The sequence below is a fragment of the Pseudocitrobacter sp. CD920760 genome, assembly GCF_057782505.1.
The window spans coordinates 3,347,427-3,372,043 of record NZ_CM173490.1 but is presented as its reverse complement, the minus strand read 5'-3'; the positions used below and the strand labels follow the sequence as shown (position 1 = coordinate 3,372,043).

The following is a 24,617-nucleotide window of genomic DNA, read 5'->3' as shown; positions in this document are numbered from 1 at the left end:
CCGATGTTTCTGAGCACGCAGGATTTTGCCACCGTAGTGCGTTCGACGCCGCTTATCTCAATCGATTTGATTGTGGAGAACGCACAGGGCGAATATCTGCTTGGCAAACGCACCAACCGCCCGGCGCAGGGGTTCTGGTTTGTTCCTGGCGGTCGCGTGCAGAAAGATGAAACGCTTGCCGACGCCTTCGCCCGCTTAACGCAGGCGGAGCTGGGCCTGAGCCTGCCGATATCGGCAGGCCAGTTCTACGGCGTCTGGCAGCATTTTTATGATGACAACTTCTCCGAAGCGGATTTCTCGACCCACTACATCGTGCTGGGCTTCCGCCTGCGCGTGGAAGCAAGCGACCTGGCGCTTCCGGATGAGCAGCACAACGATTACCTCTGGCTGACGCCGTCGGCGCTGCTGGCTGCGGACAATGTGCATGCCAACAGCCGCGCTTACTTCCTCGAAGGGAAGCGGGCCGAGGTACCAGGGTTATGAAAATACTGGTCTACGGCATTAACTATTCTCCGGAGCTGACCGGCATCGGCAAATACACCGGCGAGATGGTCGAGTGGATGGCAAGCCAGGGGCATGAAGTCCGGGTGATCACCGCGCCGCCGTACTACCCGCAGTGGCAGGTGGGCGAGCACTACTCCGCCTGGCGCTATCGCCGGGAAGAGGGCGCGGTCACCGTCTGGCGCTGCCCGCTGTATGTGCCTAAACAGCCCTCCACGCTGAAGCGCCTGATTCATCTGGGCAGCTTTGCCGTCAGCAGCTTTTTCCCGCTGCTGGCCCAGCGTCGCTGGAAGCCGGATCGCATCATTGGCGTGGTGCCTACGCTCTTTTGCACGCCGGGGATGCGTTTGCTGGCAAAACTCTCTGGCGCACGAACCTTACTGCATATTCAGGATTACGAAGTCGATGCGATGCTTGGCCTGGGGATGGCGGGTAAGGGTAAACCGGGCAAAGTGGCGAAGCTCGCCAGTGCCTTTGAGCGCAGCGGCCTGCATAACGTGGATAACGTCTCGACTATCTCGCGCTCAATGATGAACAAAGCCTGCGAGAAAGGCGTACCGGAAGAGAAGGTGATTTTCTTCCCGAACTGGTCGGAAGTGGATCGCTTCCGTGAGGTAAACGGCACCCACGTTGCGGTGCTACGCGAGCAGCTTGGCCTGCCAGCCGACCGCAAACTGATTCTTTACTCCGGCAATATCGGCGAGAAGCAGGGGCTGGAAAGTGTGATTGAAGCCGCTGCCTTGCTGCGTGACAAGCCGTGGCTGTTTGTGATTGTCGGCCAGGGCGGCGGGAAAGCGCGGCTGGAAAAACTGGCGCAGGAACGAGGTCTGGATAATGTCCGCTTCTTCCCGCTGCAATCTTACGACGCACTGCCTGCGCTGCTCTCGATGGCCGACTGCCATCTGGTGATTCAAAAACGCGGCGCGGCGGATGCGGTACTGCCGTCCAAACTGACCAATATTCTGGCGGTGGGCGGTAATGCGGTGATCACTGCTGAAGCCGAAACCGAGCTGGGGCAGTTGTGCCTCAATGAACCGGGGATCGCCGTGTGCGTCGAGCCGGAATCGGTTCCGGCGTTAATGGACGGTATCGAACAGGCACTATTGATGCCGAAACGCAACGTGCAGGCGCTGGCCTACGCGGAACGCACGCTCGAAAAAGAGAACGTGCTGAGCCAATTTATTGCTGATATTCGGGGTTAAACGATGAGTCAATCAACACTTTTTCCGGTAGTAATGGCCGGTGGCTCCGGCAGCCGTTTGTGGCCGCTGTCCCGAGTGCTTTATCCCAAACAGTTCCTGTGCCTGAAAGGCGAGCTGACCATGTTGCAGGCGACGATTAACCGCCTGCACGGCGTGGAGTGTGAAAGCCCGGTGGTTATCTGCAATGAGCAGCACCGTTTTATCGTGGCCGAGCAACTGCGCCAGATGAATAAGCTGACCGAGAATATCATTCTCGAACCTGTCGGGCGCAATACCGCCCCGGCGATTGCCCTGGCGGCGCTGGCGGCGGTACGTCGTGATACCGGCTGCGACCCGCTGATGCTGGTGCTGGCAGCCGACCACGTGATTCAGAATGAAGAAGCGTTCCGTGAAGCGGTGCGCAATGCGACGCCGTACGCAGAAAGCGGAAAGCTGGTCACGTTTGGTATCGTGCCCGATATGCCGGAAACCGGCTACGGATACATTCGTCGGGGTGATGTCAGCCCTGGCGAAAAAGACGCAGTGGCCTTTGATGTCGCCCAGTTTGTCGAAAAACCGAATCTTGATACCGCCCAGGCGTATGTCTCCAGCGGTGAATATTACTGGAACAGCGGCATGTTCCTGTTCCGCGCCGGACGTTTCCTCGAAGAGTTGAAAAAATATCGCCCGGACATTCTCGAGGCCTGCGAAAAAGCCATGAACGTCACCGATCCGGATCTGGATTTTATCCGTGTTGATGAAGCGGCGTTTGTTGCCTGCCCGGAAGAGTCTGTCGATTACGCGGTAATGGAACAAACCGCCGATGCGGTGGTGGTGCCGATGGACGCGGGCTGGAGCGACGTGGGTTCCTGGTCCTCCCTGTGGGAAATCAGCAACCACACGCCAGAAGGTAACGTGCATCACGGTGACGTGATCAGCCACAAAACCGAAAACAGCTATGTGTACGCCGAATCCGGCCTGGTGACGACCGTCGGTGTAAAGGATTTGGTGGTGGTGCAAACCAAAGACGCGGTTCTGATCGCCGATCGCAGCGCGGTGCAGGACGTCAAAAAAGTCGTCGAGCAGATTAAAGCCGATGGTCGCCATGAGCATCATATTCACCGCGAAGTGTATCGCCCGTGGGGGAAATATGACTCCATTGATTCCGGCGATCGCTATCAGGTGAAGCGGATCACCGTGAAACCGGGCGAGGGGCTTTCATTGCAAATGCATCACCACCGGGCAGAACACTGGATTGTGGTGGCGGGCACTGCCAAAGTCACCATCAACGATGAGATCAAGCTGCTGGGTGAAAATGAATCTATCTATATTCCGCTTGGCGCGACGCACAGCCTCGAAAACCCCGGCAAGATCCCGCTCGATTTAATTGAAGTCCGTTCCGGTTCGTATCTGGAAGAGGACGATGTGGTGCGCTTCGCGGACCGCTACGGGCGCGTGTAGCGCGTTTTGTTAGCCGGATAAGCGCAGCGCCATCCGGCAATTCACGACACTGAAAATAATGACCCTCACCGGTCAGGGCCAACTGTTGCCTGAAGAAAGGTAAAAACATGAAAACGTTAACCTGTTTTAAAGCCTATGACATTCGCGGCAAATTAGGCGAAGAGCTGAATGAAGATATTGCGTGGCGTATTGGCCGCGCCTATGGCGAGTTTCTGCAACCAAAAACCATTGTGCTGGGCGGCGATGTGCGTCTGACCAGCGAAACGCTGAAGCTGGCGCTGGCGCGCGGCCTGCGCGATGCGGGCGTCGATGTGCTCGATATTGGCCTTTCCGGCACAGAAGAGATTTACTTTGCGACCTTCCATCTTGGCATCGACGGCGGCATTGAAGTCACCGCCAGTCATAATCCGATGGATTACAACGGCATGAAGCTGGTGCGCGAAGGCGCGCGCCCAATCAGCGGTGATACCGGGCTGCGCGATGTGCAGCGGCTGGCAGAAGCCAACGACTTCCCGCCGGTGGATGAAAGTCAGCGCGGCAGCTATCAGAAAATTGATCTGCGCGATGCGTATATCGATCACCTGTTGCAGTACATCAACGTCAAAAATCTGACGCCCCTCAAGCTGGTGGTGAACTCCGGCAACGGCGCGGCAGGCCCGGTGATTGATGCGCTGGAAGCCCGCTTTAACGCGCTGAATGTGCCGGTGACGCTGGTTAAAGTGCACAACACCCCGGACGGCAATTTCCCCAACGGTATTCCTAACCCGCTGTTACCCGAGTGCCGCGATGACACCCGCAACGCGGTGATTGAACACGGTGCGGATATGGGTATCGCCTTTGACGGCGATTTCGACCGCTGCTTCCTGTTCGATGAAACCGGGCAGTTTATCGAGGGTTACTACATTGTCGGTCTGCTGGCGGAAGCTTTCCTTGAGAAAAATCCGGGCGCCAAAATCATTCATGACCCCCGTCTGTCGTGGAACACGGTGGATGTGGTAACGGCGGCGGGCGGCACGCCGGTGATGTCGAAAACCGGGCACGCCTTTATCAAAGAACGCATGCGTAAAGACGACGCCATCTACGGCGGCGAAATGAGTGCCCATCACTACTTCCGTGATTTTGCTTACTGCGACAGCGGGATGATCCCGTGGCTGCTGGTCAGCGAACTGCTGTGCCTGAAAGGAAAAACGCTGGGCGAACTGGTGCGTGACCGCATGGCGGCTTTCCCGGCAAGTGGCGAGATCAACAGCAAACTGGCGGAGCCTGCTACGGCGATTGCCCGCGTGGAGCAGCATTTTGCTAATGAGGCGCTGGAAATTGACCGCACCGATGGCATCAGCCTGGCGTTTGCCGACTGGCGCTTCAACCTGCGTTCCTCGAACACCGAACCGGTGGTGCGTCTGAACGTGGAATCGCGCGGCGACACGCCGCTGATGCAGGCGCGAACGCAGGATATTCTGGCGCTGCTTAAGCAGTAGACCCTCACCCTAACCCTCTCCCTCAGGGAGAGGGAACCGATCGCGCCACGGGTTAAGTGTGTGCGGTTTTCGCCCTCTCCCTTGGGGAGAGGGCGGGGTGAGGGGGATTATTAAAAAGGAACAACGATGACGACTCTAAAAAAGCGCGAGCGAGCCAAAACGAATGCATCGTTAATCTCAATGGTGCAGCGTTTTTCGGATATCACCATTATGCTCGGCGGGCTATGGGTAGTGTGCAAAGCCGCGGCGCTGCCGTTTTTATATCTGCACCTGCTGATGGCGCTGGTGACGCTGGTGGTGTTCCAGATGATCGGTGGGATCACCGATTTCTACCGTTCATGGCGCGGCGTGCGCATTACCACCGAACTGCTCTTGCTGCTACAGAACTGGACCCTGAGCCTGGTGTTCAGCGCCGGGCTGCTGGCGTTCGATGATGATTTCAGCACCAATATCAGCGTCTGGCTGGGGTGGTACTTACTGACTACCTGCGGCATGTTGGCCAGCCGGGCGTTTATTCGTTACGGCGCCGGTGTGCTGCGCAATCACGGCTATAACACCCGTTTTGTGGCGGTGGCGGGCGATCTTCCACAGGGGCAAGCGTTGCTGGAGAGTTTTCGCAATCAGCCGTGGCTCGGTTATGAAGTGGTGGGCACTTACCATGACGCCAAACCGGGCGGCGTCAGCGCCGACTGGGCGGGCAATATCCAGCAACTGCTGGATGACGCGCGCGCGGGCAAAATTCATAACGTCTATATCGCGATGTCGATGCAGGAAGAAAGCCTGATCAAAAAACTGATGCGCGAGCTGGCGGACACCACCTGCTCGGTGCTGATCATCCCTGATGTCTTTACCTTCAACATTCTTCACTCGCGTATTGAAGAGGTGAATGGCGTACCGGTGGTGCCGCTGTACGACACGCCGCTGTCTGGCGTGAACCGCATCATCAAACGGCTGGAAGATATTGTGCTGGCCAGCATGATCCTGCTGCTGATCTCACCTGCGTTGTGCTGCATTGCCCTGGCAGTGAAACTCACTTCCGCCGGGCCGGTCATTTTCCGCCAGACCCGTTACGGCATGGACGGTAAGCCTATCAAAGTATGGAAATTCCGCTCCATGAAAGTGATGGAAAACGACGCGGTGGTCACTCAGGCGACACAGAACGACCCGCGCGTGACGCCCGTTGGAAACTTCCTGCGCCGCACCTCGCTCGATGAACTGCCGCAGTTTATCAATGTGCTCACCGGCGGCATGTCGATCGTCGGCCCGCGTCCTCATGCGGTGGCGCATAACGAACAGTATCGTCAGTTGATTGAAGGTTACATGCTGCGCCACAAAGTGAAGCCGGGCATTACCGGCTGGGCGCAGATTAACGGCTGGCGCGGTGAGACCGACACGCTGGAAAAAATGGAAAAACGCGTCGAGTTCGACCTGGAATACATTCGCGAGTGGAGCCTGTGGTTCGATATCAAAATTGTTTTCCTGACGGTGTTTAAAGGCTTCGTCAGTAAAACGGCGTATTGAGGAACAGGTATGAGCCTGAGAGAAAAAACCATCAGCGGTGCGAAGTGGTCGGCCATGGCGACCGTGATCATCATCGGCCTGGGGCTGGTGCAGATGACGGTGCTGGCGCGCATCATCGATAACCACCAGTTCGGTCTGCTGACCGTTTCACTGGTGATTATCGCGCTGGCCGATACGCTGTCTGATTTCGGTATTGCGAACTCGATTATTCAGCGCAAAGAGATAAGTCACCTTGAACTGACCACCCTGTACTGGCTGAACGTCGGGCTGGGCGTGGTGGTTTGCGGGGCGGTGTTTGCCCTGAGCGGGGCGATTGCCAGCGTGCTGCATAACCCGGATTTACAGCCGCTGATTCAGACCTTATCGCTGGCGTTTATTGTTATCCCCCACGGGCAGCAGTTTCGCGCGCTGATGCAAAAAGAGCTGGAGTTCAACAAGATTGGCCTGATTGAAACCAGCTCGGTGCTGGCGGGTTTTACCTTCACCGTGGTGTCGGCGCATTTCTGGCCATTAGCCATGACCGCGATTCTGGGTTATCTGGTTAATAGCGCAGTGCGCACGCTGCTGTTTGGCTATTTTGGCCGCAAAATTTATCGACCTGGGCTGCATTTCGCGCTGGCGAGCGTGTCCTCTAACCTGCGCTTCGGTGCCTGGCTGACGGCGGATAGCGTGATTAACTATGTGAACACCAACCTCTCGACGCTGGTACTGGCGCGTATTCTGGGGGCGAGCGTCGCGGGCGGCTACAACCTGGCCTACAACGTGGCGGTGGTACCGCCGATGAAGCTGAACCCGATTATCACCCGCGTGCTGTTCCCGGCGTTCGCCAAAATCCAGGACGACACGGCCAAACTGCGCGTCAACTTCTACAAGCTGCTTTCTGTGGTCGGCATTATCAACTTCCCGGCGCTGCTCGGGCTGATGGTGGTGAGCAACAACTTTGTGCCGCTGGTTTTTGGTGAGAAGTGGGTGAGCATCATTCCGGTGCTGCAACTGTTGTGCGTGGTGGGGCTACTACGTTCGGTGGGTAACCCGATTGGCTCGCTGCTGATGGCGAAAGCGCGCGTCGATATCAGTTTTAAATTCAACGTCTTTAAAACCTGCTTGTTTATTCCGGCGATTATCGTCGGCGGCCAGTTGGGCGGCGCCATTGGCGTCACGCTGGGCTTCCTGCTGGTGCAGATTATCAACACCATTCTGAGCTATTTCGTGCTGATCAAACCCATTCTGGGCTCCAGCTACCGTGAATACATTCTCAGCCTGTGGCTGCCGTTCTATCTCTCTTTGCCCACGCTCGCGGTGAGCTACGGCCTGGGGTGGGCGCTGAACGGTCAACTGTCGCTGGCGTTACTGCTGGCAGTGCAAATTGCCGCGGGCGTACTGGCCTTTGGGGCGATGATTGTGCTCTCCCGCCACCCGCTGGTGGTGGAGATGAAGCGCCAGTTGTGCCGTAACGAGAAAATGAAAACGCTGCTTCGCGCAGGCTAATTTTTTGAGGTCATTATGAAATTATTGATTCTTGGCAACCACACCTGCGGCAACCGTGGCGATAGCGCCATTCTGCGCGGGCTTTTAGATGCCATCAACACGCTGTCGCCTGAGGCTGAAGTGGATGTGATGAGCCGATATCCGGTGAGTTCTTCCTGGTTGTTAAATCGCCCGGTGATGGGCGACCCGCTCTATTTGCAGATGAAAGCGCACAACAATGCGCCGGGCATGGTCGGGCGAGTGAAGAAAGTACTGCGCCGTCGCTATCAGCACCAGGTGCTGCTCTCGCGCGTCACCGACAGCGGCAAGCTGCGTAATATCGCGATTGCTCAGGGCTTTACCGATTTTGTACGCCTGCTGTCAGGCTACGATGCGATTATTCAGGTAGGCGGATCGTTCTTCGTTGACCTGTATGGTGTGACGCAGTTTGAGCACGCGCTGTGCACCTTTATGGCGAAAAAGCCGATTTATATGGTGGGGCACAGCGTCGGGCCATTCCAGGCACCGGCGTTTAACCAGATGGCAAACTATGTCTTCGGCCACTGTGACGCGCTGTTCCTGCGCGAATCGGTGAGTCTTGACCTGATGAAGCGCAGCGACATTGACACCTCGAAAGTGGAGAAGGGCGTTGATACCGCCTGGCTGGTGGATCACCACAATGACAGCTTTGATGCGAGCTACGCCGTTCAACACTGGCTGAACGTGGCGCAGCAGCAGAAAACCGTCGCGATTACGCTGCGCGAACTGGCGCCGTTTGATAAGCGTCTGGGCACGACGCAGGAAGCCTACGAAAAAGCGTTTGCGGGCGTAGTCAACCGTATTATCGCCAGCGGCTGGCAGGTGATGGCACTCTCTACCTGCACGGGTATCGACAGCTACAACAAAGACGATCGCATGGTGGCGCTAAACCTGCGTGACCACATTCAGGACCCGTCGCGCTATCACGTGGTCATGGATGAACTTAACGATCTGGAAATGGGTAAACTGCTGGGTGCCTGTGACCTGACGGTCGGTACGCGTTTGCACTCGGCGATTATCTCCATGAACTTTGGTACGCCTGCCATCGCCATTAACTACGAGCACAAGTCAGCGGGCATTATGCAGCAGCTGGGTATGCCGGAGATGGCGGTGGATATTCGTCATCTGCTGAACGGCGACCTGGAAGCGATGGCGGCAGACACCCTGGGCCAACTCTCCACCCTGGTGCCGCGCCTGAACGAGGCGGTGGCGCGGGAACGTGCGGCGGGGCTGGCGATGGTGGAATCGGTCTTAACGCGCATCGGGGAGGGAAAATGAAGGTTGGTTTCTTCTTACTGAAATTCCCGTTGTCGTCTGAAACGTTTGTGCTTAACCAGATTGTGGCCTTTATCGAAATGGGCCACGAGGTCGAAATTATCGCCCTGCAAAAGGGCGATATGACCAACACCCACGCGGCGTACACCCAATATGACCTCGCGGCGAAAACCCGCTGGTTACAGGATGAACCGGTGAGTACGGGCGCGAAGTTTCGTCATCGCGCAGTCAGCACGCTGCGCGGGTTACATCGCCCGGCAACGTGGCAGGCGCTCAATATGAAGCGCTACGGCCACGAAGCACGCAACCTGATCCTCTCGGCCATTTGCGGCAATAACGCACAGCCGTTTAGCGCCGATGTCTTTATCGCCCACTTCGGCCCGGCGGGTGTAACAGCAGCGAAACTGCGCGAACTGGGCGTGATTCGCGGAAAAATTGCCACCGTTTTTCACGGGATTGATATCTCCAGCCGCGATGTTCTCAGCCACTATACGCCGGAATATCAGCAACTGTTCCGGCGGGGCGATCTGATGTTACCGATCAGTGATTTGTGGGCGAAACGATTACAGGGCATGGGCTGCCCGAGCGCCAAAATCGCCGTCTCGCGGATGGGCGTCAACATGGAGCGCTTCGCCTTGCGCCCAACGAAAGCGCCGGGCGAGACGCTGCAAATTATCTCTGTGGCCCGCCTGACCGAGAAAAAAGGTCTGCACGTGGCGATTGAAGCCTGCCGCCAGTTGAAAGAGCGCGGGGTCGCATTTCATTACCGCATCCTCGGCATTGGCCCGTGGGAACGCCGCCTGCGCACGCTGATCGAACAGTATCAACTGGAAGGGTTCGTGGAAATGCCGGGCTTCAAGCCCAGCCACGAGGTAAAAGCGATGCTCGACGACGCGGATGTGTTCCTGCTGCCGTCAATTACCGGCGCGGATGGCGATATGGAAGGCATTCCCGTGGCGCTGATGGAAGCGATGGCGGTGGGCATTCCGGTGCTTTCTACCGAGCATAGCGGTATTCCGGAACTGATAGACGCCAATGCCTCCGGCTGGCTGGTGGCGGAGAACGATGCCCCGGCACTGGCGGGCAAACTCAGCGAACTGCGCCATCTTGATGAACAAGCGCTGCGCCCGGTGCTCCAACGCGCTCGCGAAAAAGTTGAAACCGAGTTCAATCAGCAGGTGATTAACCGCCAGCTCGCGAGCCTGCTGCAAACCCTTTGCTATTGAGGTTGCATGGATAAAAAATTCTCCCGACGTCGCTTCCTGTCGGCAGGCGCTGCGCTTGCCGCTGTTCCTCTGCTCCACAGCCCCGCCGCTCGTGCGCTGGGGCGCAATAACGCCGTCGATATCCGCAACTATCTGGTCGGTAATGACTGGATCCGCGCATTTCGTCAGGCGTTTGACGACGCCGACATTATCGACGTCCCCAAAGGCGTGATTTGCGACAATATCAACACCGGCATCATCATGCCGCCGGGTAAAACGCTGCAGGTTAACGGCAGCCTGAAAGGCAATGGTCGTGGGCGTTTTGCGTTGCAGGATGGCTGTAAAGTGGTGGGGGAGGGGAGCCTCAATAATATTACCCTCGACGTGCGCGGATCTGACTGCACCATCGAAGGGCTGGCGATGAGTGGCTTTGGCCCTGTGGCGCAAATTTACATCGGCGGCAAAGAAAAAAGGACGATGCGCAATCTCACCATCACGCGGATTAATGTCAGCCAGGCCAACTACGGTATTTTACGCCAGGGATTCCATAATCAACTCGACGGGGTAAAAATCACCCACAGTAAATTTAGCCATCTTCAGGGCGATGCCATTGAATGGAACGTCGCGATTAACGACAAGAATATCCTCATCTCCGATCATGTGATTGACCATATCGATTGCACCAATGGCAAGACCAACTGGGGCATCGGTATTGGGCTCGCAGGCAGCACCTACGATAACGACTATCCGGAGCACCAGGCGGTGAAAAACTTTGTCGTCGCCAATATCACCGGCAGCCACTGCCGACAGCTGGTTCACGTCGAAAACGGTAAACATTTTATTATCCGTAATATTAAGGCACGAAATATCACCCCGGAATACAGTAAGAAAGCAGGAATTGATAACGCCACGGTAGCAATATATGGATGTGATAATTTCGTTATCGATGGTGTGGATATGGTTAATAGCGCTGGTATGCTAATTGGCTATGGTGTTATCAAAGGGAAATATCTGTCGATACCGCAGAACTTCAGGGTAAATAATGTGCGGATGGATAATCGCCAATTAACGCTAAAGCTTCGTGGGATACAGATCTCCTCGGGGAATGCGCCGTCGTTTGTTGCGCTGACCAACCTCGATCTTAACCACTCATCGCTGGAGATTCACAACAAACCACAGCACATCTTTATGCGTAATATCAAGGTGATACAACCTTCTTCGCGCGGGCCGGCGCTACAGCTCCACTTCGACTTACGCAAGGATGTTCGCGGGAAGTTTATGGCCAAACAGGAGACGCTGCTCTCGATGTCAAATATTCATGCGATCAATGAAAACGGCCAGCAATCGGTGGATATTGACCGTATTGATCAGCACGTTGTCAATGTTGATGCGCTGAATTTCACCCTGCCTAAACGCTGAATTTTTAGCCGAATCCACCTCTTCAGACGCATTCTCGGATTGTATCCAGAGATTTAGCGGTATTTACCCGATACTATGAGAAAACATAGTGGATCAAACATGTTTAATAGCTATAATTCATCAACCGTATATAGGTGGACACGATAATGGTTAATTTGAAAGCAGTCATTCCGGTAGCCGGGCTGGGCATGCATATGCTCCCTGCCACCAAGGCCATTCCTAAAGAGATGCTACCGATCGTTGACAAGCCGATGATCCAATACATCGTCGACGAAGTTGTTGCTGCAGGGATCAAAGAAATCGTCCTGGTCACCCACGCCTCTAAAAACGCCGTGGAAAACCACTTCGACACCTCCTACGAACTGGAAGCTCTGCTGGAGCAACGCGTTAAGCGTCAGCTGCTGGCGGAGGTTCAGTCCATTTGCCCACCGGGCGTAACTATCATGAACGTGCGTCAGGCACAGCCGCTGGGCCTGGGCCACTCAATTCTTTGCGCGCGACCGATCGTTGGCGATAACCCGTTTGTGGTTGTTCTGCCCGATATCATTCTCGATGGCGCATCCGCCGACCCACTGCGTTATAACCTTGCTGCGATGGTGGCACGGTATAACGAAACGGGCCGCAGCCAGGTGCTGGCGAAACGTATGCCGGGCGATCTTTCTGAATACTCGGTTATTCAGACCAAAGAGCCGCTGACTGTAGAAGGTAAGGTGAGCCGTATCGTCGAGTTCATCGAAAAACCGGACCAACCGCAAACGCTGGATTCCGACCTGATGGCAGTAGGGCGCTATGTGCTCTCCGCTGACATCTGGGCCGAACTGGAAAAAACTGCCCCTGGTGCCTGGGGACGTATTCAGCTGACGGATGCTATCGCCGAGCTGGCGAAGAAACAGTCCGTTGACGCGATGCTGATGAGCGGCGACAGCTACGACTGCGGGAAGAAAATGGGTTACATGCAGGCGTTTGTCCAGTACGGGCTGCGCAACCTGAAAGAAGGCGCGAAGTTCCGTAAAGGAATTGAGAAACTGCTTTCGGAATAAGACTCTACGCAACAACACGGAATGTTGGTGATGTAACAGAACGGCAGTTGATTGTGGTTGAGGAACATCTCATTTCACAGCAGCTGCCGTTTTTGCTTTTAAAAACAACAACTAAAATTAGTGATTGCGCGGTGTTTTTTGACAAAAAATGCCGGATTTTTCCTTGTCTTACACAGGGATTGCGCCCAAAATAGAGCGTTAGAGGCATCGTAAACTCAAGACTATGCGAGTGTTTTATTGCCGCACTATGGATACTGAGCAGTGCTCTGGTAGCTGTTGAGCCAGGGGCGGTAGCGTGCCTAAATTTCAGTTATATCTAAATTATCAAGTTGATCAAAATCGCATTAGAAGTTCTCGATTAAGAAATTGGTTTTTAGTTATTTAATTATAATTTTAAAATGCCGATACTGCTTATCGCTTATTACAGATGCGATGATTGTAATATATTTTATCCAATTGTGACTATTGGAATAATAGCATTAAAATATTAACAGATAATTTTTGACTTTATATTACAAGTTAAAGAGATTTTTATGAAGTTCACCGTTCTATTGTCATTATATTATAAAGAAAATGCTGAATATTTTGAGCAATGCTTAGTAAGCATAAAAGATCAGAGCATACAGGCAAGTGAAGTCGTTATCGTTATTGATGGCCCAGTAGGAGATAGCCTTCACAAAGTAATTGACAATTGGAGGAATTGCTTGCCAATAAAAACATTGCAACTTGAAAAAAATGTTGGATTGGGCCAAGCACTTAATAAAGGACTATCAGTCTGTACTTATGATTTGGTTTTCAGAATGGATACTGATGATATTTGCTATTCCAACAGATTTGCTCTTCAATTACAGGCATTTGAAGAAGATGAAAAGTTAATGTTATTGGGTGGACATATTGAAGAATACAATGAAAGTTTTGATCTTTTACTTGGTAAAAGAATGGTACCAATTGGTAATGAAGAAATAAGAAAAAGAGCCATCATGAAGAGTCCATTCAATCACATGACTGTGGCTTTTAGAAAATCGGCAGTTGTGTCTGTTGGTGGTTATCAGCATCATGCTTTGATGGAGGATTACAACCTATGGCTACGAATGATTGCCAGCAATTATTTCGTTAATAATTTGGATGCTGTACTTGTTAAAGCACGTGCAGGTGAATCAATGCTTAGAAGACGGAGCGGCATAAATTACATAGGAAGTGAATATAAATTATTCAAATTAAAAAGAGAATTAAAATTGCAACCACTCATTGGCAATGTTGCTGTATTTTGTATGCGCGCTATTCCTAGATTATTACCTGCACCAATTTTGAGATTTATTTATAAAACACAACGAGAGTTAAAGTAGATGAAAAGAGTAATTACATTTGGGACGTATGATGTCTTCCATGTTGGTCATATTAATTTGATTGAACGCGCGTCAAAACTTGGCGACTACGTTATTGTAGGAGTGTCTTCTGATGCTCTGAATTATAGTAAAAAAAAACGTTATCCAATATATAAAGAAACCGATCGGCTTAAAATAATAAGTTCATTAAAATTTGTTGATGAGGTTTTTCTAGAGGAATCTTTGGAATTAAAACTTGAGTATATAAGGAAATATAATGCCGACTTACTTGTTATGGGCGATGATTGGGAAGGTCGCTTCGATTGGGTGAAAAATGAGTGTGAGGTTATTTATTTACCAAGGACGCCTTCGATTTCGACGACTGAAATAATTGAAGTAGTCAAAAGTAGGTAATTAAATGCGAAGTAAAAAAACGTTACGAAATATCAGGGTAGATCTTTTAATAACTTTTTCAATTGTTGCATTAGGCTTTATTTCACGAAAAGTATTCATTGACTACATGGGTGCCGATTTTACTGGGCTTATGTTACTATTTGTGCAACTAATCGGAATGATAAATATCGCTGAAATGGGGGTAGGGACTGCAACAGCAAGTTTATTATATAAGCCTCTTAGCGATAATGATTTTTCATCTGTACGTAAAATAATAGCAAGTGCTGCAAAGATATATAAGTATATTTCATTTATAGTGTTTATCATAGGGATTATAACTGGAGTAATTGTCTACCAATCAGTTACGTCTGTTTCTGAAATAAAAGGAGCACAAATATTTTGGCTGATGTATGTTGTTAATACTGCTGCCTCATATTTGTTTGCCCAGTACTTAATATTGTTGACAGCGGATCAGAAATATCATTCTACACGTGCAATTCAAGGTGGAGTGAAAATAGGATGTATAATTACCCAGCTAATTGTTATTTTTGTCTATAAAAACTTCTATATTTATATTTTATGTGAATCATTATCTTTAATGATTCAATATTTATTGTTTAACAATAAAATAAAAAAAGAATACTCATATTTATTTGAAATTTCACCCCCCCCGATTGGAGAAGAATTTAGAAAAGTAAAAAATAGAATCAAAAACGTGTTTTTTCATAAAATTGGCGCAGTCCTTGTTTTTAATACTGATTATATAATAATTTCTAAATTCTTAACACTATCAACAGTTACATTATATTCTAGCTATATGATGATATATCAAGCTCTTGTAATGATAGTCAACATATTAGGGAATTCAGTAACTGCAAGTGTAGGTGATTATTTAACCCAAAAAAACATAAATGAAAAAATAAAATTATGGAATTCTATCATAATTCTCTTTTTTTATATTTCTACATGTATAACTCTCATAACAATGATTACTGTTGTAGATTTTGTTAGTTTATGGATTGGGGATGCATATATAGTAAATAATGTCACATTATATTTCATGATGTTTAATTTATTTATTCTGATAAGTCGCATATCATTAGATATTTTAAAAAATGCATCAGGTGAGTTTGGTGATATTTATTTACCCATTATTGAGGGTGTAATTAATATTATAATTTCAGTAATACTTGTAACTAAGATTGGATTTTTAGGTGTCATCATAGGAACCACAATTTCAAATGTGGTAATTATATGTTTAGCTAAACCTATGTATTTATACAAACGAGTCCTTAAGAGAAATTATACAGAATATTTAAAATCAATGATTTTACCGACTACTCTTACACTCACATCAATTTTAATTGTAATCTGTTGTGAAAAATACTGGCGTAAGCCAGAAAACTTTATTCAGTGGACATTTAACACTTGTATAACTTCATTTTTTGTTATCATCTCAGTTACAATTATATTTTTAGCAGCGAAAGATTTTCGTAGTGTCATCAATAAAATTTATACGACCATAAGAACAAAGTCGCGCATATGAAACCTATACTAAGCATTATTGTCCCAATTTATAATGGTAGCATATTTGTCGATAGCCTTTTAAAGGCTATTCGATCATTAAATTTCAAAGATTATGAAGTCATCATCATCAATGATGGTTCCACAGATGATACCTACCACAAGCTGCTTAGAGAAACGTCTGAAGACTATCGGTATACCGTAATAGATCAAAAAAACCAAGGTGTTTCAGTCGCACGAAATAAAGGAATAGCACATGCAAAAGGTGAGTGGATTTTTTTCTTAGATGCCGATGATTCTATTTCAGATGATTACTTTGACTTTTTAGAAGACGATATAACGAAAAAAAGATTTAATCCATTTTCGATGGTCATAATTAATGGTGTTGTCGACGACTATGGAACACATAAAGTTGAATGGCCGAAGATTGCTCATATAGATAGCGCGAATGATTTGAATTTTGCGATTGGCAATAAAGTGATGAAATACGTATGGGGGAAGTTATACAAACGTACTTTTATAACGCGTAATAAAATCTATTTTGAAAAATTTAAAATTGCAGAAGACTTTCTTTTTAATATAAAATTGTGTTTGTGTGGGTTATCAATAACAATAATTAACTCTGGTTTTTATTATTATAAACAGAATAGTTCGTCAGTAACAAAATCCTATAACTCTGAGAATCTACTCAGTAGATTAGCTGTAATTAAACGAATCGAAACTCTGTTCTCCGGTATGAAGAATAAAGAAAGAATGATTGAACGGATGTATATGGAGTTTTTCCTCTATCAAACCCTTAAGCATTTGAATAAAACAAATAAATATGACAAAAAAATAATTATTGATTCGATTAGAGAAAATAGAAGATATTTTAGAGTATCACAGATTTTGTTTTTACCTCTCAGTATAAAAGGGAGAGTTTATTTTTGTTGCCTATTGATGAAGTATAAATTTTGGAAATGACATGATATATTTTAGTATACTATTCATTCTTCTGATATTTTCAATTAGTGATTTACTCAGAAAAGATCAAAGCGCGATACTTATTCTAGATAAATATTTCTATTTCGTTGCTATGATAATCTTAATATTGTTTGCAGGTTTGAGATTTGACACTGGTTGGGATTATAAGGGATATAACTATTATTACGATTTAATGCCAACGATTGATAATTATTTTAGCAATATTGAGGTTTTTCAATCTATTTATTTTGAGCCAGGATTCAAGCTGTTGATGATGTTATCAAAATCATGTGGGTTGGACTTCTATGGTTTTCAATTTATTGTTTCGCTAATATGTTTAATTATCATTAATAAAGCGATTAGAAAAGAAAATTCAAAATTGCTGTTTGTTTTTGTATATTTTTCTACTTGTTATCTTTTTTTAAACATGTCAGTAATTCGTCAAGGAATTGCTGTCGCATTCTTATATATGGCTGTTTCCTCATTGTTTGATAATCAGAAAAAGAGTTCAGTTATATATCTTTTGATAGGTTGTTTGTTCCACTTTTCGCTAATAATTATGCTCCCAATATTGCTTGTTTCAAATAAAAACAAAATCTCTAATAAAATATTTTATGTGGTAGTTGGGGGGGCTTTGCTTGTTTATATTGCTCAAATCCATTGGCTTAAATCATCATTTGGAATTGTTTCACCATTATTCCCACATGAAATTTCCTATAAGATAAACATGTATCTAGATAGTGAGCGATTTGGTAAAAGTCGCGATATTGGTATTGGTGTAATAGAAAAAATAGTGACGTTTATTGTGATGCTATATATTTATAAAAAGACTCAAAGTAATAACAACCTAATACTTTTGAGGTTTTTTATTTTTTATATTTTTATCTATTTTGCTTTCTATGAAATAACTGTTTTATATGATAGGTTAAGGTTTTACTTCGTAGCATTGAATGTATTTGTTTACTTAGCTATATTTAATTATTTCAGATCCGTTGATAAACTGTTTGTTTATTTTGTGATTTGCGCATATTCCCTTTTCAGTTACATAAATATATTTAAAAGTGATTCTAATAGAACTGTCTTTATACCCTATAACAGTGTTCTTAATAGCGAAAATAGTATTTCGCCTGAATACAAGGGTGACTTACGAATCGATCGTGCTATAGATATGGATAGATAATAATGATTTTAAGTATAATCATAACTTTATATAATCGAAAAGAATTGGTCGTGAGAGCTCTTGACAGCGTCATCGACATTGCCAAAGAAAATAACGTGGAGATTGTTATTGTTGATGATGGTTCAAATGATAACCCGTTAGAAAAAATATCTTCATACCTGAGTAATAAAAATGTCAGGTATTTTTATAAAGAAAATGGTGGGGCGGGAGATGCTAAGAATTACGGCGCAATGCATGCTTGTGGTGATTATATTATATTTCTCGATAGTGACGATTATTTAATCAATGTAGATAAATTATTAGATTTTATTAAAGAAAAAGCTACTCAAAGCTATGATTTCATTTTCTCAAAGAGTGTTATAATAAAAAAAAATGAGAGTGAAACAGAGGTTTTTTCAATTGGTCACGAAAAAATGAATGATAGTTTATATGAGTATATACTTCAATATCCATTACACTATCCTGGGAAACCAACCTATATATTCAAACGGAAGGCTTTTATTGATTCAAAAGGGTTCAATGCAGATTTCAGATGGGGGGACGCAATGCTATTTTGGCGCAAATTCCTGGAAAAAGCCTCGTATCACGAAATTACTTTTCCCACATATGTTTATGACCACTCCGGTAGTAATAGCGTGAGTCGTAATCGAGATTCTACTTACTATAAAAACGTGTATCATACACTTTCGTATACATATGATAATATCGAAAAAGAGCTGATTTTACACAAGTTCACTAATAATTGGGCAATAACTTTATTATTCCTCAGCGTTCAACAAGCTGATTTTAAGGGTATAATTAAATATTTTACAACCTTATGCAAACACCCAGTTTTGGCAATAAAAGCGGTTTGTTTTATTGTCAAAAAAATAATCGAAAGATAGAATGGTTTATATTTAAAGAAAAAATTGTAGCGATTAGGTGATTCTGTGGTATTCCTTTCTTTTTTTAATATGAGTGATAGAACAAAAGAAAAGTGGGGATATAATATTAACTTATCAATTTTTTCAACCGACACTAAATAAAATTAGTATTACAGATAATATTGGTTTAGAAGAAGTCAAGGGAGAGAATGCTTCTGATGTTTAAATGCCTGGCATGTCAGGAGAATAATCCATGTTGTCTTGATGAGAACTTGATATATCCCCAGCGGGATATTATGATTTATACTTCTAGGTTGAATCTCGTAGTGTAGCAGAAGCAATATATCACTTCTCTTTAAGCGAATTTATCTAAAGAGGGTAATGATTTTCGTATTTTATAATTTACCGTAGACTATTTTTTAAAAATTGGTCTGGACCAAGATGTAAAATCCTATATCAAATTAAGGGTTTAAATGACATATATTACTGAGTTTTTTAATATTTGTATCAACACACTATTAGCTTCTTTTGCTTTAATAAAAAGAATAAATAAGAAAAAGGTTATCATAACTTCAACTCATAATGTTTCATTCAATTTCAATAGTAAATATCTTTTCGATTACTTAGTTAGTAATAATGATTGGAAAGATTATGATATTTACTATGTCATAAATGATGATGAGAAGCGTAAAATATTAAACGAGAAATATAGTAAAGATCATTTTATCGAGTCGAAGTCATTAGTTGGAGCTTTTTTTTGTCTTGATGCTGTATGCTGGGTAAGTTCAACTTTCGAGATCCCCGTGAACTCTTTAATTAAAGATCACAGACGCACCGTACTTCATCTTGGTCATGGTGTTCCGTTAAAAAAAATTGGTCTCAACGAAGAAAATATATCTTTTTTTAAAAAAATAAATAGGCTAATAAGAACCAGACAGTTTACAGATATAGTTAGTTATTCTGATCATTTAAAAAATAACATGATCAAAACGTTCGCAAATAAAGAAGCGAATTACCTTTTTTTAGGGCAACCAAGAAATGACAATCTAAACAGTAATGACAAATCTGTTCGTGCTTTTTTGTCAAAGATATCAGGTGCTGCTATTGATGCACAATTTATATTGTATGCACCAACATGGCGACCTTATGATACAACCCTTTTTTTTCCTTTTAATGTTAATCTCCAAAGATTTGAAGAGCTCTTAACATCAACTAATACATACATTTTTGTAAGGTCTCACCCGTTCTATCCATCTCATCTCTCAGATGAAATTCAGTCTTTAGCAAATATAATTATATTTAACTCGAATATTGCTCCAGAAATATGTGATTACTTGGCTAGTTTTGATGGCCTGATTACTGACTATTCAAGTATTTACATTGATTATTTAGTTACCGATAATAAGATGGCCTTCATTCCATATGATTACTCTCTATATGAAAAAAATGTGGGTTTTTGTTATCCATATAATGATTTCACACCGGGGCCGAAAATATATAATGAAAAAGATTTGGAAGATTTTATTTTAGCAGATAATACTGATTACCGGCAGGAAAGGTTAAAAATAAGAACTATTACAAACACACAAGCTTCAGGGAATTGTTCTGACATTGCACGCTATATCATGGAAAAGTGTATGAGTAAAAAGTGATAGTGCAGTTTTTATAACATTTCTCTTTTTATCCTATCTAATATAGTTGAGAGATCTTTCGCATCTTCTGCTATCTCCCCATGCGCAAACTGAGTTAATATCTGATAACATTCAAGCCGCGCATATCTCGCGGTGACCACACCTGACAGGAGTATGTAATGTCTAAGCAACAGATCGGCGTAGTCGGTATGGCAGTGATGGGGCGCAATCTGGCGCTCAACATCGAAAGCCGTGGTTATACCGTCTCCATCTTCAACCGCTCCCGTGAAAAAACTGAAGAAGTTGTTGCCGAGAATCCAGGCAAAAAACTTGTTCCTTATTACACGGTACAGGAATTCGTCGAATCTCTTGAAACCCCTCGTCGTATCCTGTTGATGGTGAAAGCCGGTGCGGGTACCGATGCCGCTATTGATTCTCTGAAACCGTATCTGGATAAAGGTGACATCATCATTGATGGTGGTAATACTTTCTTCCAGGACACCATTCGTCGTAATCGCGAGCTGTCGGCTGAAGGCTTTAACTTCATCGGTACCGGTGTTTCCGGCGGTGAAGAGGGCGCACTGAAGGGCCCATCCATCATGCCTGGTGGTCAGAAAGAAGCCTATGAGCTGGTTGCCCCAATCCTGACCAAAATCGCTGCAGTTGCGGAAGATGGTGAGCCGTGTGTGACCTACATTGGTGCTGATGGTGCTGGCCATTATGTGAAAATGGTTCACAACGGCATCGAATACGGTGATATGCAGCTGATTGCAGAAGCGTACTCTCTGCTGAAAGGTGGCCTGAACCTGTCTAACGACGAGCTGGCGAAAACCTTCACCGAGTGGAACGAAGGCGAACTGAGCAGCTATCTGATCGACATCACTAAAGATATCTTCACCAAAAAAGATGAAGACGGTAACTATCTGGTTGATGTGATTCTTGATGAAGCAGCCAACAAAGGCACCGGTAAGTGGACCAGCCAGAGCTCCCTGGATCTCGGTGAGCCGCTGTCCCTGATCACCGAGTCCGTATTCGCGCGCTATATCTCCTCTTTGAAAGATCAGCGTGTTGCAGCCTCTAAAGTGCTTTCTGGCCCGAAAGCGGAACTGGCTGGCGACAAAGCTGCGTTCGTTGAGAAAGTACGCCGTGCGCTGTATCTCGGTAAAATCGTTTCTTACGCGCAGGGCTTCTCTCAGCTGCGTGCCGCGTCTGACGAATACAACTGGGATCTGAACTACGGTGAAATCGCGAAGATCTTCCGTGCTGGCTGCATCATTCGTGCGCAGTTCCTGCAAAAGATCACCGATGCCTACGCTGAAAATGCCGGTATCGCAAACCTGCTGCTGGCGCCGTACTTTAAAAATATCGCTGATGAGTATCAGCAGGCGCTGCGTGATGTGGTTGCCTACGCTGTACAGAACGGTATTCCGGTGCCGACTTTCGGCGCTGCGGTTGCCTACTATGACAGCTACCGTTCAGCGGTACTGCCGGCTAACCTGATTCAGGCTCAGCGTGACTACTTCGGTGCGCATACTTATAAACGTACTGATAAAGAAGGCGTATTCCATACCGAATGGTTGGACTAATCCTAAATTAATATGGAAAGCCCGGCGATGCCGGGTTTTTTTTGCGCTAAATTCTTATTGCTTTATGGTCCCGTCTTAATATTAACTTAATATCAACCGTTTATTCTTTCTGAAGAAAGTCCGAATTGTTTGTAATTCTATTGCAGTGAATGCGCTTACGAGTTAAAAAATTTTAAACGTATTGATGTGATATCACATTATAAATAATTAAGTTTATTCTGAGAGAGTACAATGAAAGTTACCATCTCTGGTACAGGCTATGTCGGCCTCTCGAACGGCCTGCTGATTGCGCAACACCACGACGTCGTGGCGTTGGACATCATTCCTTCACGTGTGGATATGCTCAATGAGCGTGTCTCGCCTATTGTGGATAAGGAGATCCAGCAGTATCTGAACTCAGGAGAGCTGCGTTTCACCGCGACCACTGATAAATACCTTGCTTATCAGAATACTGATTACGTTATTATCGCGACGCCAACGGATTACGACCCTAAAACTAACTATTTTAATACGTCCAGCGTTGAGTCGGTTATTCAGGATGTCATTGAGATTAATCCGCAGGCCGTCATGATCATTAAATCAACGGTACCGGTTGGTTTTACGGATTCGGTGAAGAAAAAATATGCCACCGATAATATTATTTTCTCGCCAGAGTTTTTGCGTGAAGGTAAGGCGCTTTACGATAACCTGCATCCTTCGCGGATCGTGATTGGTGAGCGTTCAGAGCGTGCGGAACGCTTTGCTCGTATGCTCCAGCAGGGTGCCATTAAGCAAGACATACCTACGCTGTTTACCGATTCGACGGAAGCTGAAGCGATTAAACTCTTTGCCAACACCTATCTGGCAATGCGTGTAGCTTACTTCAATGAATTAGATAGCTATGCTGAAAGCCTTGGCCTCAACTCCCGCCAAATCATCGAAGGTGTCTGCCTGGACCCTCGCATCGGTAATCACTACAACAACCCTTCATTTGGTTACGGTGGCTACTGCCTGCCGAAGGATACCAAGCAGCTGCTGGCGAACTACCAGTCGGTGCCTAACAACATCATCTCCGCGATTGTTGACGCTAACCGCACGCGTAAAGACTTTATCGCTGATGCGATTCTGGCGCGTAAACCGAAAGTTGTCGGTATCTACCGCCTGATTATGAAAAGCGGCTCCGATAACTTCCGTGCCTCCTCCGTGCAGGGCATCATGAAACGTCTGAAAGCGAAGGGGATAACGGTGATTGTGTACGAACCGGTGATGAAGGAGGATGAATTCTTCAGCTCACGCGTGGTTCGTGATCTGGAGGCGTTTAAACAGGAAGCGGATGTTATCGTTTCTAACCGTATGGCCGAAGAGTTAACGGACGTAGCAGAGAAAATCTACACGCGCGATCTTTTTGGCAACGACTAACTCAAATTATTGACAAGCTGAATGCCTTACGCGACGGGCGTTCAGCCTTTTTTCTTATTCTTTTCAGGTTTCTCTGTTTTTGGTGAAAATCCTATAGAAATTCGGAATGGTCCAGGTAAACTGATGCCCTCGTGGGTATTTCTGTTCGGATGTCACTAAGGTTTATATGATTCAAGATAACAATAACGGGCGCAATGGGTATGAGCGTGAGCCGGAGCAGATCGACCTTATCGATTTGTTGATGCAACTTTGGCGTGGCAAGTTGACGATCATCGTATGTGTCATCGTCGCTATAGCTATTGCTTTGGCTTATGTCTTTTTAGCGAAAGAGAAATGGACCTCGACCGCGACAATCACGCGTCCGGATGCCGCGCAGATAGCGACCTACCATAACGCGATAAACACGCTGGATTCTTCGATTACCTTGTCCGATGTTCAAAACCAGGTGATAAACCGTTTCAACTCCGCATTTATTGCTTTGACGGAAGCATTGGATAATCAGGAAGAGCCTGAAAAACTGACTATTGAGCCGTCTGTTAAAGGACAGCAACTGCCACTTACCGTAACTTACGTGAGTGATACAGCGCAGTCCGCCCAGCGCGGCGTAGCCGAATACATCCAGAAAATCGACGAGCAAATCGCCGATGAACTTGAGCTTGACCTTAACGACACCATTAAATTGCGTGTGATGAACATTAAGGATGACCTGGAAAACCAGGAAACCGTTGCTCAGGAACAAAAAGACCTGCGTATTAAGCAGATCACCGAATCCCTGAAATATGCGCAGAAAAGTAACGTCACCAAACCGCAGCTTCAGCAAACGCAAGATGTTACCCAGGAAACCATGTTCCTGTTAGGTACCGAAGCGCTGGGCGCAATGGTAGCCAACGAAGCTAGCCGACCACTGACCTTTGGTGCGGGCTACTACGGTTTGAAGAAAAATCTGCTCGATATCGAGAAACTGAAAGTCGACCCAAAAACCATTCACGTCTACCGCTACGTGATGAAGCCGACGCTGCCAATCCGTCGTGACAGCCCTAAACGTGGCCTGACGCTGGTGCTGGCGGTGCTGTTGGGTGGGATGATTGGTGCCGGTGTTGTGCTGGGCCGCAACGCGCTGCGTAACTATAAAGCCAAAGCATAACGCTTAAGCCAGATAATAAAAAA

Annotated in this window: 20 protein-coding genes; all 20 read left to right on the top strand. The window is 46.6% G+C overall.

Translation table 11 applies throughout. The annotated features are described in order from the left end of the window. Positions 1-3 precede the first annotated feature (3 nt). The 20 genes from AC1MKH_RS15910 to wzzB all read left to right on the top strand — a co-directional run bounded on the left by AC1MKH_RS15910 (position 4) and on the right by wzzB (position 24,594). A complete protein-coding gene (locus AC1MKH_RS15910; RefSeq protein WP_276220461.1) occupies positions 4-483 on the top strand; it encodes a GDP-mannose mannosyl hydrolase in 480 nt (159 codons plus the stop codon). Continuing rightward, complete coding sequence (gene wcaI / locus AC1MKH_RS15905; protein WP_276220460.1) at positions 480-1,703, top strand: colanic acid biosynthesis fucosyltransferase WcaI; 1,224 nt, start codon at positions 480-482, stop codon at positions 1,701-1,703. Before AC1MKH_RS15910 ends, wcaI begins: the two co-directional genes overlap by 4 nt. A gap of 3 nt (positions 1,704-1,706) precedes the next feature. Next, positions 1,707-3,143, top strand: a complete 1,437-nt coding sequence (gene cpsB, locus AC1MKH_RS15900) for a mannose-1-phosphate guanyltransferase (protein ID WP_276220459.1) — start codon at positions 1,707-1,709, stop codon at positions 3,141-3,143. 107 nt (positions 3,144-3,250) lie between these two features. After that, positions 3,251-4,621, top strand: coding sequence for a colanic acid biosynthesis phosphomannomutase CpsG (gene cpsG / locus AC1MKH_RS15895; protein ID WP_276220458.1), 1,371 nt, complete (start codon positions 3,251-3,253; stop codon positions 4,619-4,621). Between the two features lie 126 nt (positions 4,622-4,747). Next, positions 4,748-6,142 carry an undecaprenyl-phosphate glucose phosphotransferase gene (wcaJ, locus tag AC1MKH_RS15890; protein WP_276220457.1) on the top strand — a complete coding sequence of 465 codons (1,395 nt, stop codon included), beginning with the start codon at positions 4,748-4,750 and terminating at the stop codon, positions 6,140-6,142. A gap of 9 nt (positions 6,143-6,151) precedes the next feature. Beyond that, positions 6,152-7,630 (top strand): colanic acid undecaprenyl disphosphate flippase WzxC, encoded by a 1,479-nt coding sequence (wzxC, locus tag AC1MKH_RS15885; protein WP_276220456.1) that lies wholly within the window; start codon positions 6,152-6,154, stop codon positions 7,628-7,630. 15 nt (positions 7,631-7,645) lie between these two features. Further along, positions 7,646-8,926 carry a colanic acid biosynthesis pyruvyl transferase WcaK gene (wcaK, locus tag AC1MKH_RS15880; RefSeq protein WP_276220455.1) on the top strand — a complete coding sequence of 427 codons (1,281 nt, stop codon included), beginning with the start codon at positions 7,646-7,648 and terminating at the stop codon, positions 8,924-8,926. Further along, positions 8,923-10,149 (top strand): colanic acid biosynthesis glycosyltransferase WcaL, encoded by a 1,227-nt coding sequence (gene wcaL, locus AC1MKH_RS15875; RefSeq protein WP_276220454.1) that lies wholly within the window; start codon positions 8,923-8,925, stop codon positions 10,147-10,149. The genes wcaK and wcaL overlap by 4 nt, the downstream gene beginning before the upstream one ends. Positions 10,150-10,155: 6 nt before the next feature. Next, positions 10,156-11,547, top strand: a complete 1,392-nt coding sequence (gene wcaM, locus AC1MKH_RS15870; protein ID WP_276220453.1) for a colanic acid biosynthesis protein WcaM — start codon at positions 10,156-10,158, stop codon at positions 11,545-11,547. Between the two features lie 146 nt (positions 11,548-11,693). After that, a complete protein-coding gene (gene galF, locus AC1MKH_RS15865) occupies positions 11,694-12,587 on the top strand; it encodes a GalU regulator GalF (RefSeq protein ID WP_001572832.1) in 894 nt (297 codons plus the stop codon). Positions 12,588-13,120: 533 nt separating this feature from the next. Further along, a complete protein-coding gene (locus AC1MKH_RS15860; protein ID WP_276220452.1) occupies positions 13,121-13,933 on the top strand; it encodes a glycosyltransferase in 813 nt (270 codons plus the stop codon). Next, on the top strand, positions 13,934-14,326 hold the full coding sequence (locus AC1MKH_RS15855; RefSeq protein ID WP_276220451.1) for an FAD synthase family protein: 393 nt from the start codon (positions 13,934-13,936) through the stop codon (positions 14,324-14,326). It abuts the gene before it with no gap. Positions 14,327-14,330: 4 nt separating this feature from the next. Further along, on the top strand, positions 14,331-15,851 hold the full coding sequence (locus AC1MKH_RS15850; RefSeq protein WP_276220450.1) for a lipopolysaccharide biosynthesis protein: 1,521 nt from the start codon (positions 14,331-14,333) through the stop codon (positions 15,849-15,851). Further along, positions 15,848-16,792: a glycosyltransferase family 2 protein gene (locus AC1MKH_RS15845; RefSeq protein ID WP_276220449.1), complete on the top strand. Its 945-nt coding sequence runs from the start codon at positions 15,848-15,850 to the stop codon at positions 16,790-16,792. Before AC1MKH_RS15850 ends, AC1MKH_RS15845 begins: the two co-directional genes overlap by 4 nt. A gap of 1 nt (position 16,793) precedes the next feature. After that, positions 16,794-17,972 (top strand): EpsG family protein, encoded by a 1,179-nt coding sequence (locus tag AC1MKH_RS15840; protein WP_276220448.1) that lies wholly within the window; start codon positions 16,794-16,796, stop codon positions 17,970-17,972. 2 nt (positions 17,973-17,974) lie between these two features. Continuing rightward, positions 17,975-18,856 (top strand): glycosyltransferase family 2 protein, encoded by an 882-nt coding sequence (locus AC1MKH_RS15835; RefSeq protein ID WP_276220447.1) that lies wholly within the window; start codon positions 17,975-17,977, stop codon positions 18,854-18,856. A 452-nt stretch (positions 18,857-19,308) separates the two neighbouring features. Further along, positions 19,309-20,487, top strand: a complete 1,179-nt coding sequence (locus AC1MKH_RS15830) for a CDP-glycerol glycerophosphotransferase family protein (RefSeq protein WP_276220446.1) — start codon at positions 19,309-19,311, stop codon at positions 20,485-20,487. A 158-nt stretch (positions 20,488-20,645) separates the two neighbouring features. After that, entirely contained in the window at positions 20,646-22,052 is a 1,407-nt protein-coding gene (gndA, locus tag AC1MKH_RS15825) for an NADP-dependent phosphogluconate dehydrogenase (RefSeq protein WP_001572820.1), read from the top strand. A gap of 231 nt (positions 22,053-22,283) precedes the next feature. Further along, positions 22,284-23,450, top strand: coding sequence for a UDP-glucose 6-dehydrogenase (gene ugd, locus AC1MKH_RS15820; protein ID WP_276220445.1), 1,167 nt, complete (start codon positions 22,284-22,286; stop codon positions 23,448-23,450). Positions 23,451-23,619: 169 nt separating this feature from the next. Further along, a complete protein-coding gene (gene wzzB / locus AC1MKH_RS15815) occupies positions 23,620-24,594 on the top strand; it encodes an LPS O-antigen chain length determinant protein WzzB (RefSeq protein WP_442961927.1) in 975 nt (324 codons plus the stop codon). Positions 24,595-24,617: the final 23 nt, after the last annotated feature.

Excerpts from the sequence above, each read along its gene's own strand:
- AC1MKH_RS15910 (WP_276220461.1), top strand. The coding sequence starts at position 4 with ATGTTTCTGAGCACGCAGGATTTTGCCACCGTAGTGCGTTCGACGCCG.
- wcaI (WP_276220460.1), top strand. The coding sequence starts at position 480 with ATGAAAATACTGGTCTACGGCATTAACTATTCTCCGGAGCTGACCGGC.
- cpsB (WP_276220459.1), top strand. The coding sequence starts at position 1,707 with ATGAGTCAATCAACACTTTTTCCGGTAGTAATGGCCGGTGGCTCCGGC.
- cpsG (WP_276220458.1), top strand. The coding sequence starts at position 3,251 with ATGAAAACGTTAACCTGTTTTAAAGCCTATGACATTCGCGGCAAATTA.
- wcaJ (WP_276220457.1), top strand. The coding sequence starts at position 4,748 with ATGACGACTCTAAAAAAGCGCGAGCGAGCCAAAACGAATGCATCGTTA.
- wzxC (WP_276220456.1), top strand. The coding sequence starts at position 6,152 with ATGAGCCTGAGAGAAAAAACCATCAGCGGTGCGAAGTGGTCGGCCATG.
- wcaK (WP_276220455.1), top strand. The coding sequence starts at position 7,646 with ATGAAATTATTGATTCTTGGCAACCACACCTGCGGCAACCGTGGCGAT.
- wcaL (WP_276220454.1), top strand. The coding sequence starts at position 8,923 with ATGAAGGTTGGTTTCTTCTTACTGAAATTCCCGTTGTCGTCTGAAACG.
- wcaM (WP_276220453.1), top strand. The coding sequence starts at position 10,156 with ATGGATAAAAAATTCTCCCGACGTCGCTTCCTGTCGGCAGGCGCTGCG.
- galF (WP_001572832.1), top strand. The coding sequence starts at position 11,694 with ATGGTTAATTTGAAAGCAGTCATTCCGGTAGCCGGGCTGGGCATGCAT.
- AC1MKH_RS15860 (WP_276220452.1), top strand. The coding sequence starts at position 13,121 with ATGAAGTTCACCGTTCTATTGTCATTATATTATAAAGAAAATGCTGAA.
- AC1MKH_RS15855 (WP_276220451.1), top strand. The coding sequence starts at position 13,934 with ATGAAAAGAGTAATTACATTTGGGACGTATGATGTCTTCCATGTTGGT.
- AC1MKH_RS15850 (WP_276220450.1), top strand. The coding sequence starts at position 14,331 with ATGCGAAGTAAAAAAACGTTACGAAATATCAGGGTAGATCTTTTAATA.
- AC1MKH_RS15845 (WP_276220449.1), top strand. The coding sequence starts at position 15,848 with ATGAAACCTATACTAAGCATTATTGTCCCAATTTATAATGGTAGCATA.
- AC1MKH_RS15840 (WP_276220448.1), top strand. The coding sequence starts at position 16,794 with ATGATATATTTTAGTATACTATTCATTCTTCTGATATTTTCAATTAGT.
- AC1MKH_RS15835 (WP_276220447.1), top strand. The coding sequence starts at position 17,975 with ATGATTTTAAGTATAATCATAACTTTATATAATCGAAAAGAATTGGTC.
- AC1MKH_RS15830 (WP_276220446.1), top strand. The coding sequence starts at position 19,309 with ATGACATATATTACTGAGTTTTTTAATATTTGTATCAACACACTATTA.
- gndA (WP_001572820.1), top strand. The coding sequence starts at position 20,646 with ATGTCTAAGCAACAGATCGGCGTAGTCGGTATGGCAGTGATGGGGCGC.
- ugd (WP_276220445.1), top strand. The coding sequence starts at position 22,284 with ATGAAAGTTACCATCTCTGGTACAGGCTATGTCGGCCTCTCGAACGGC.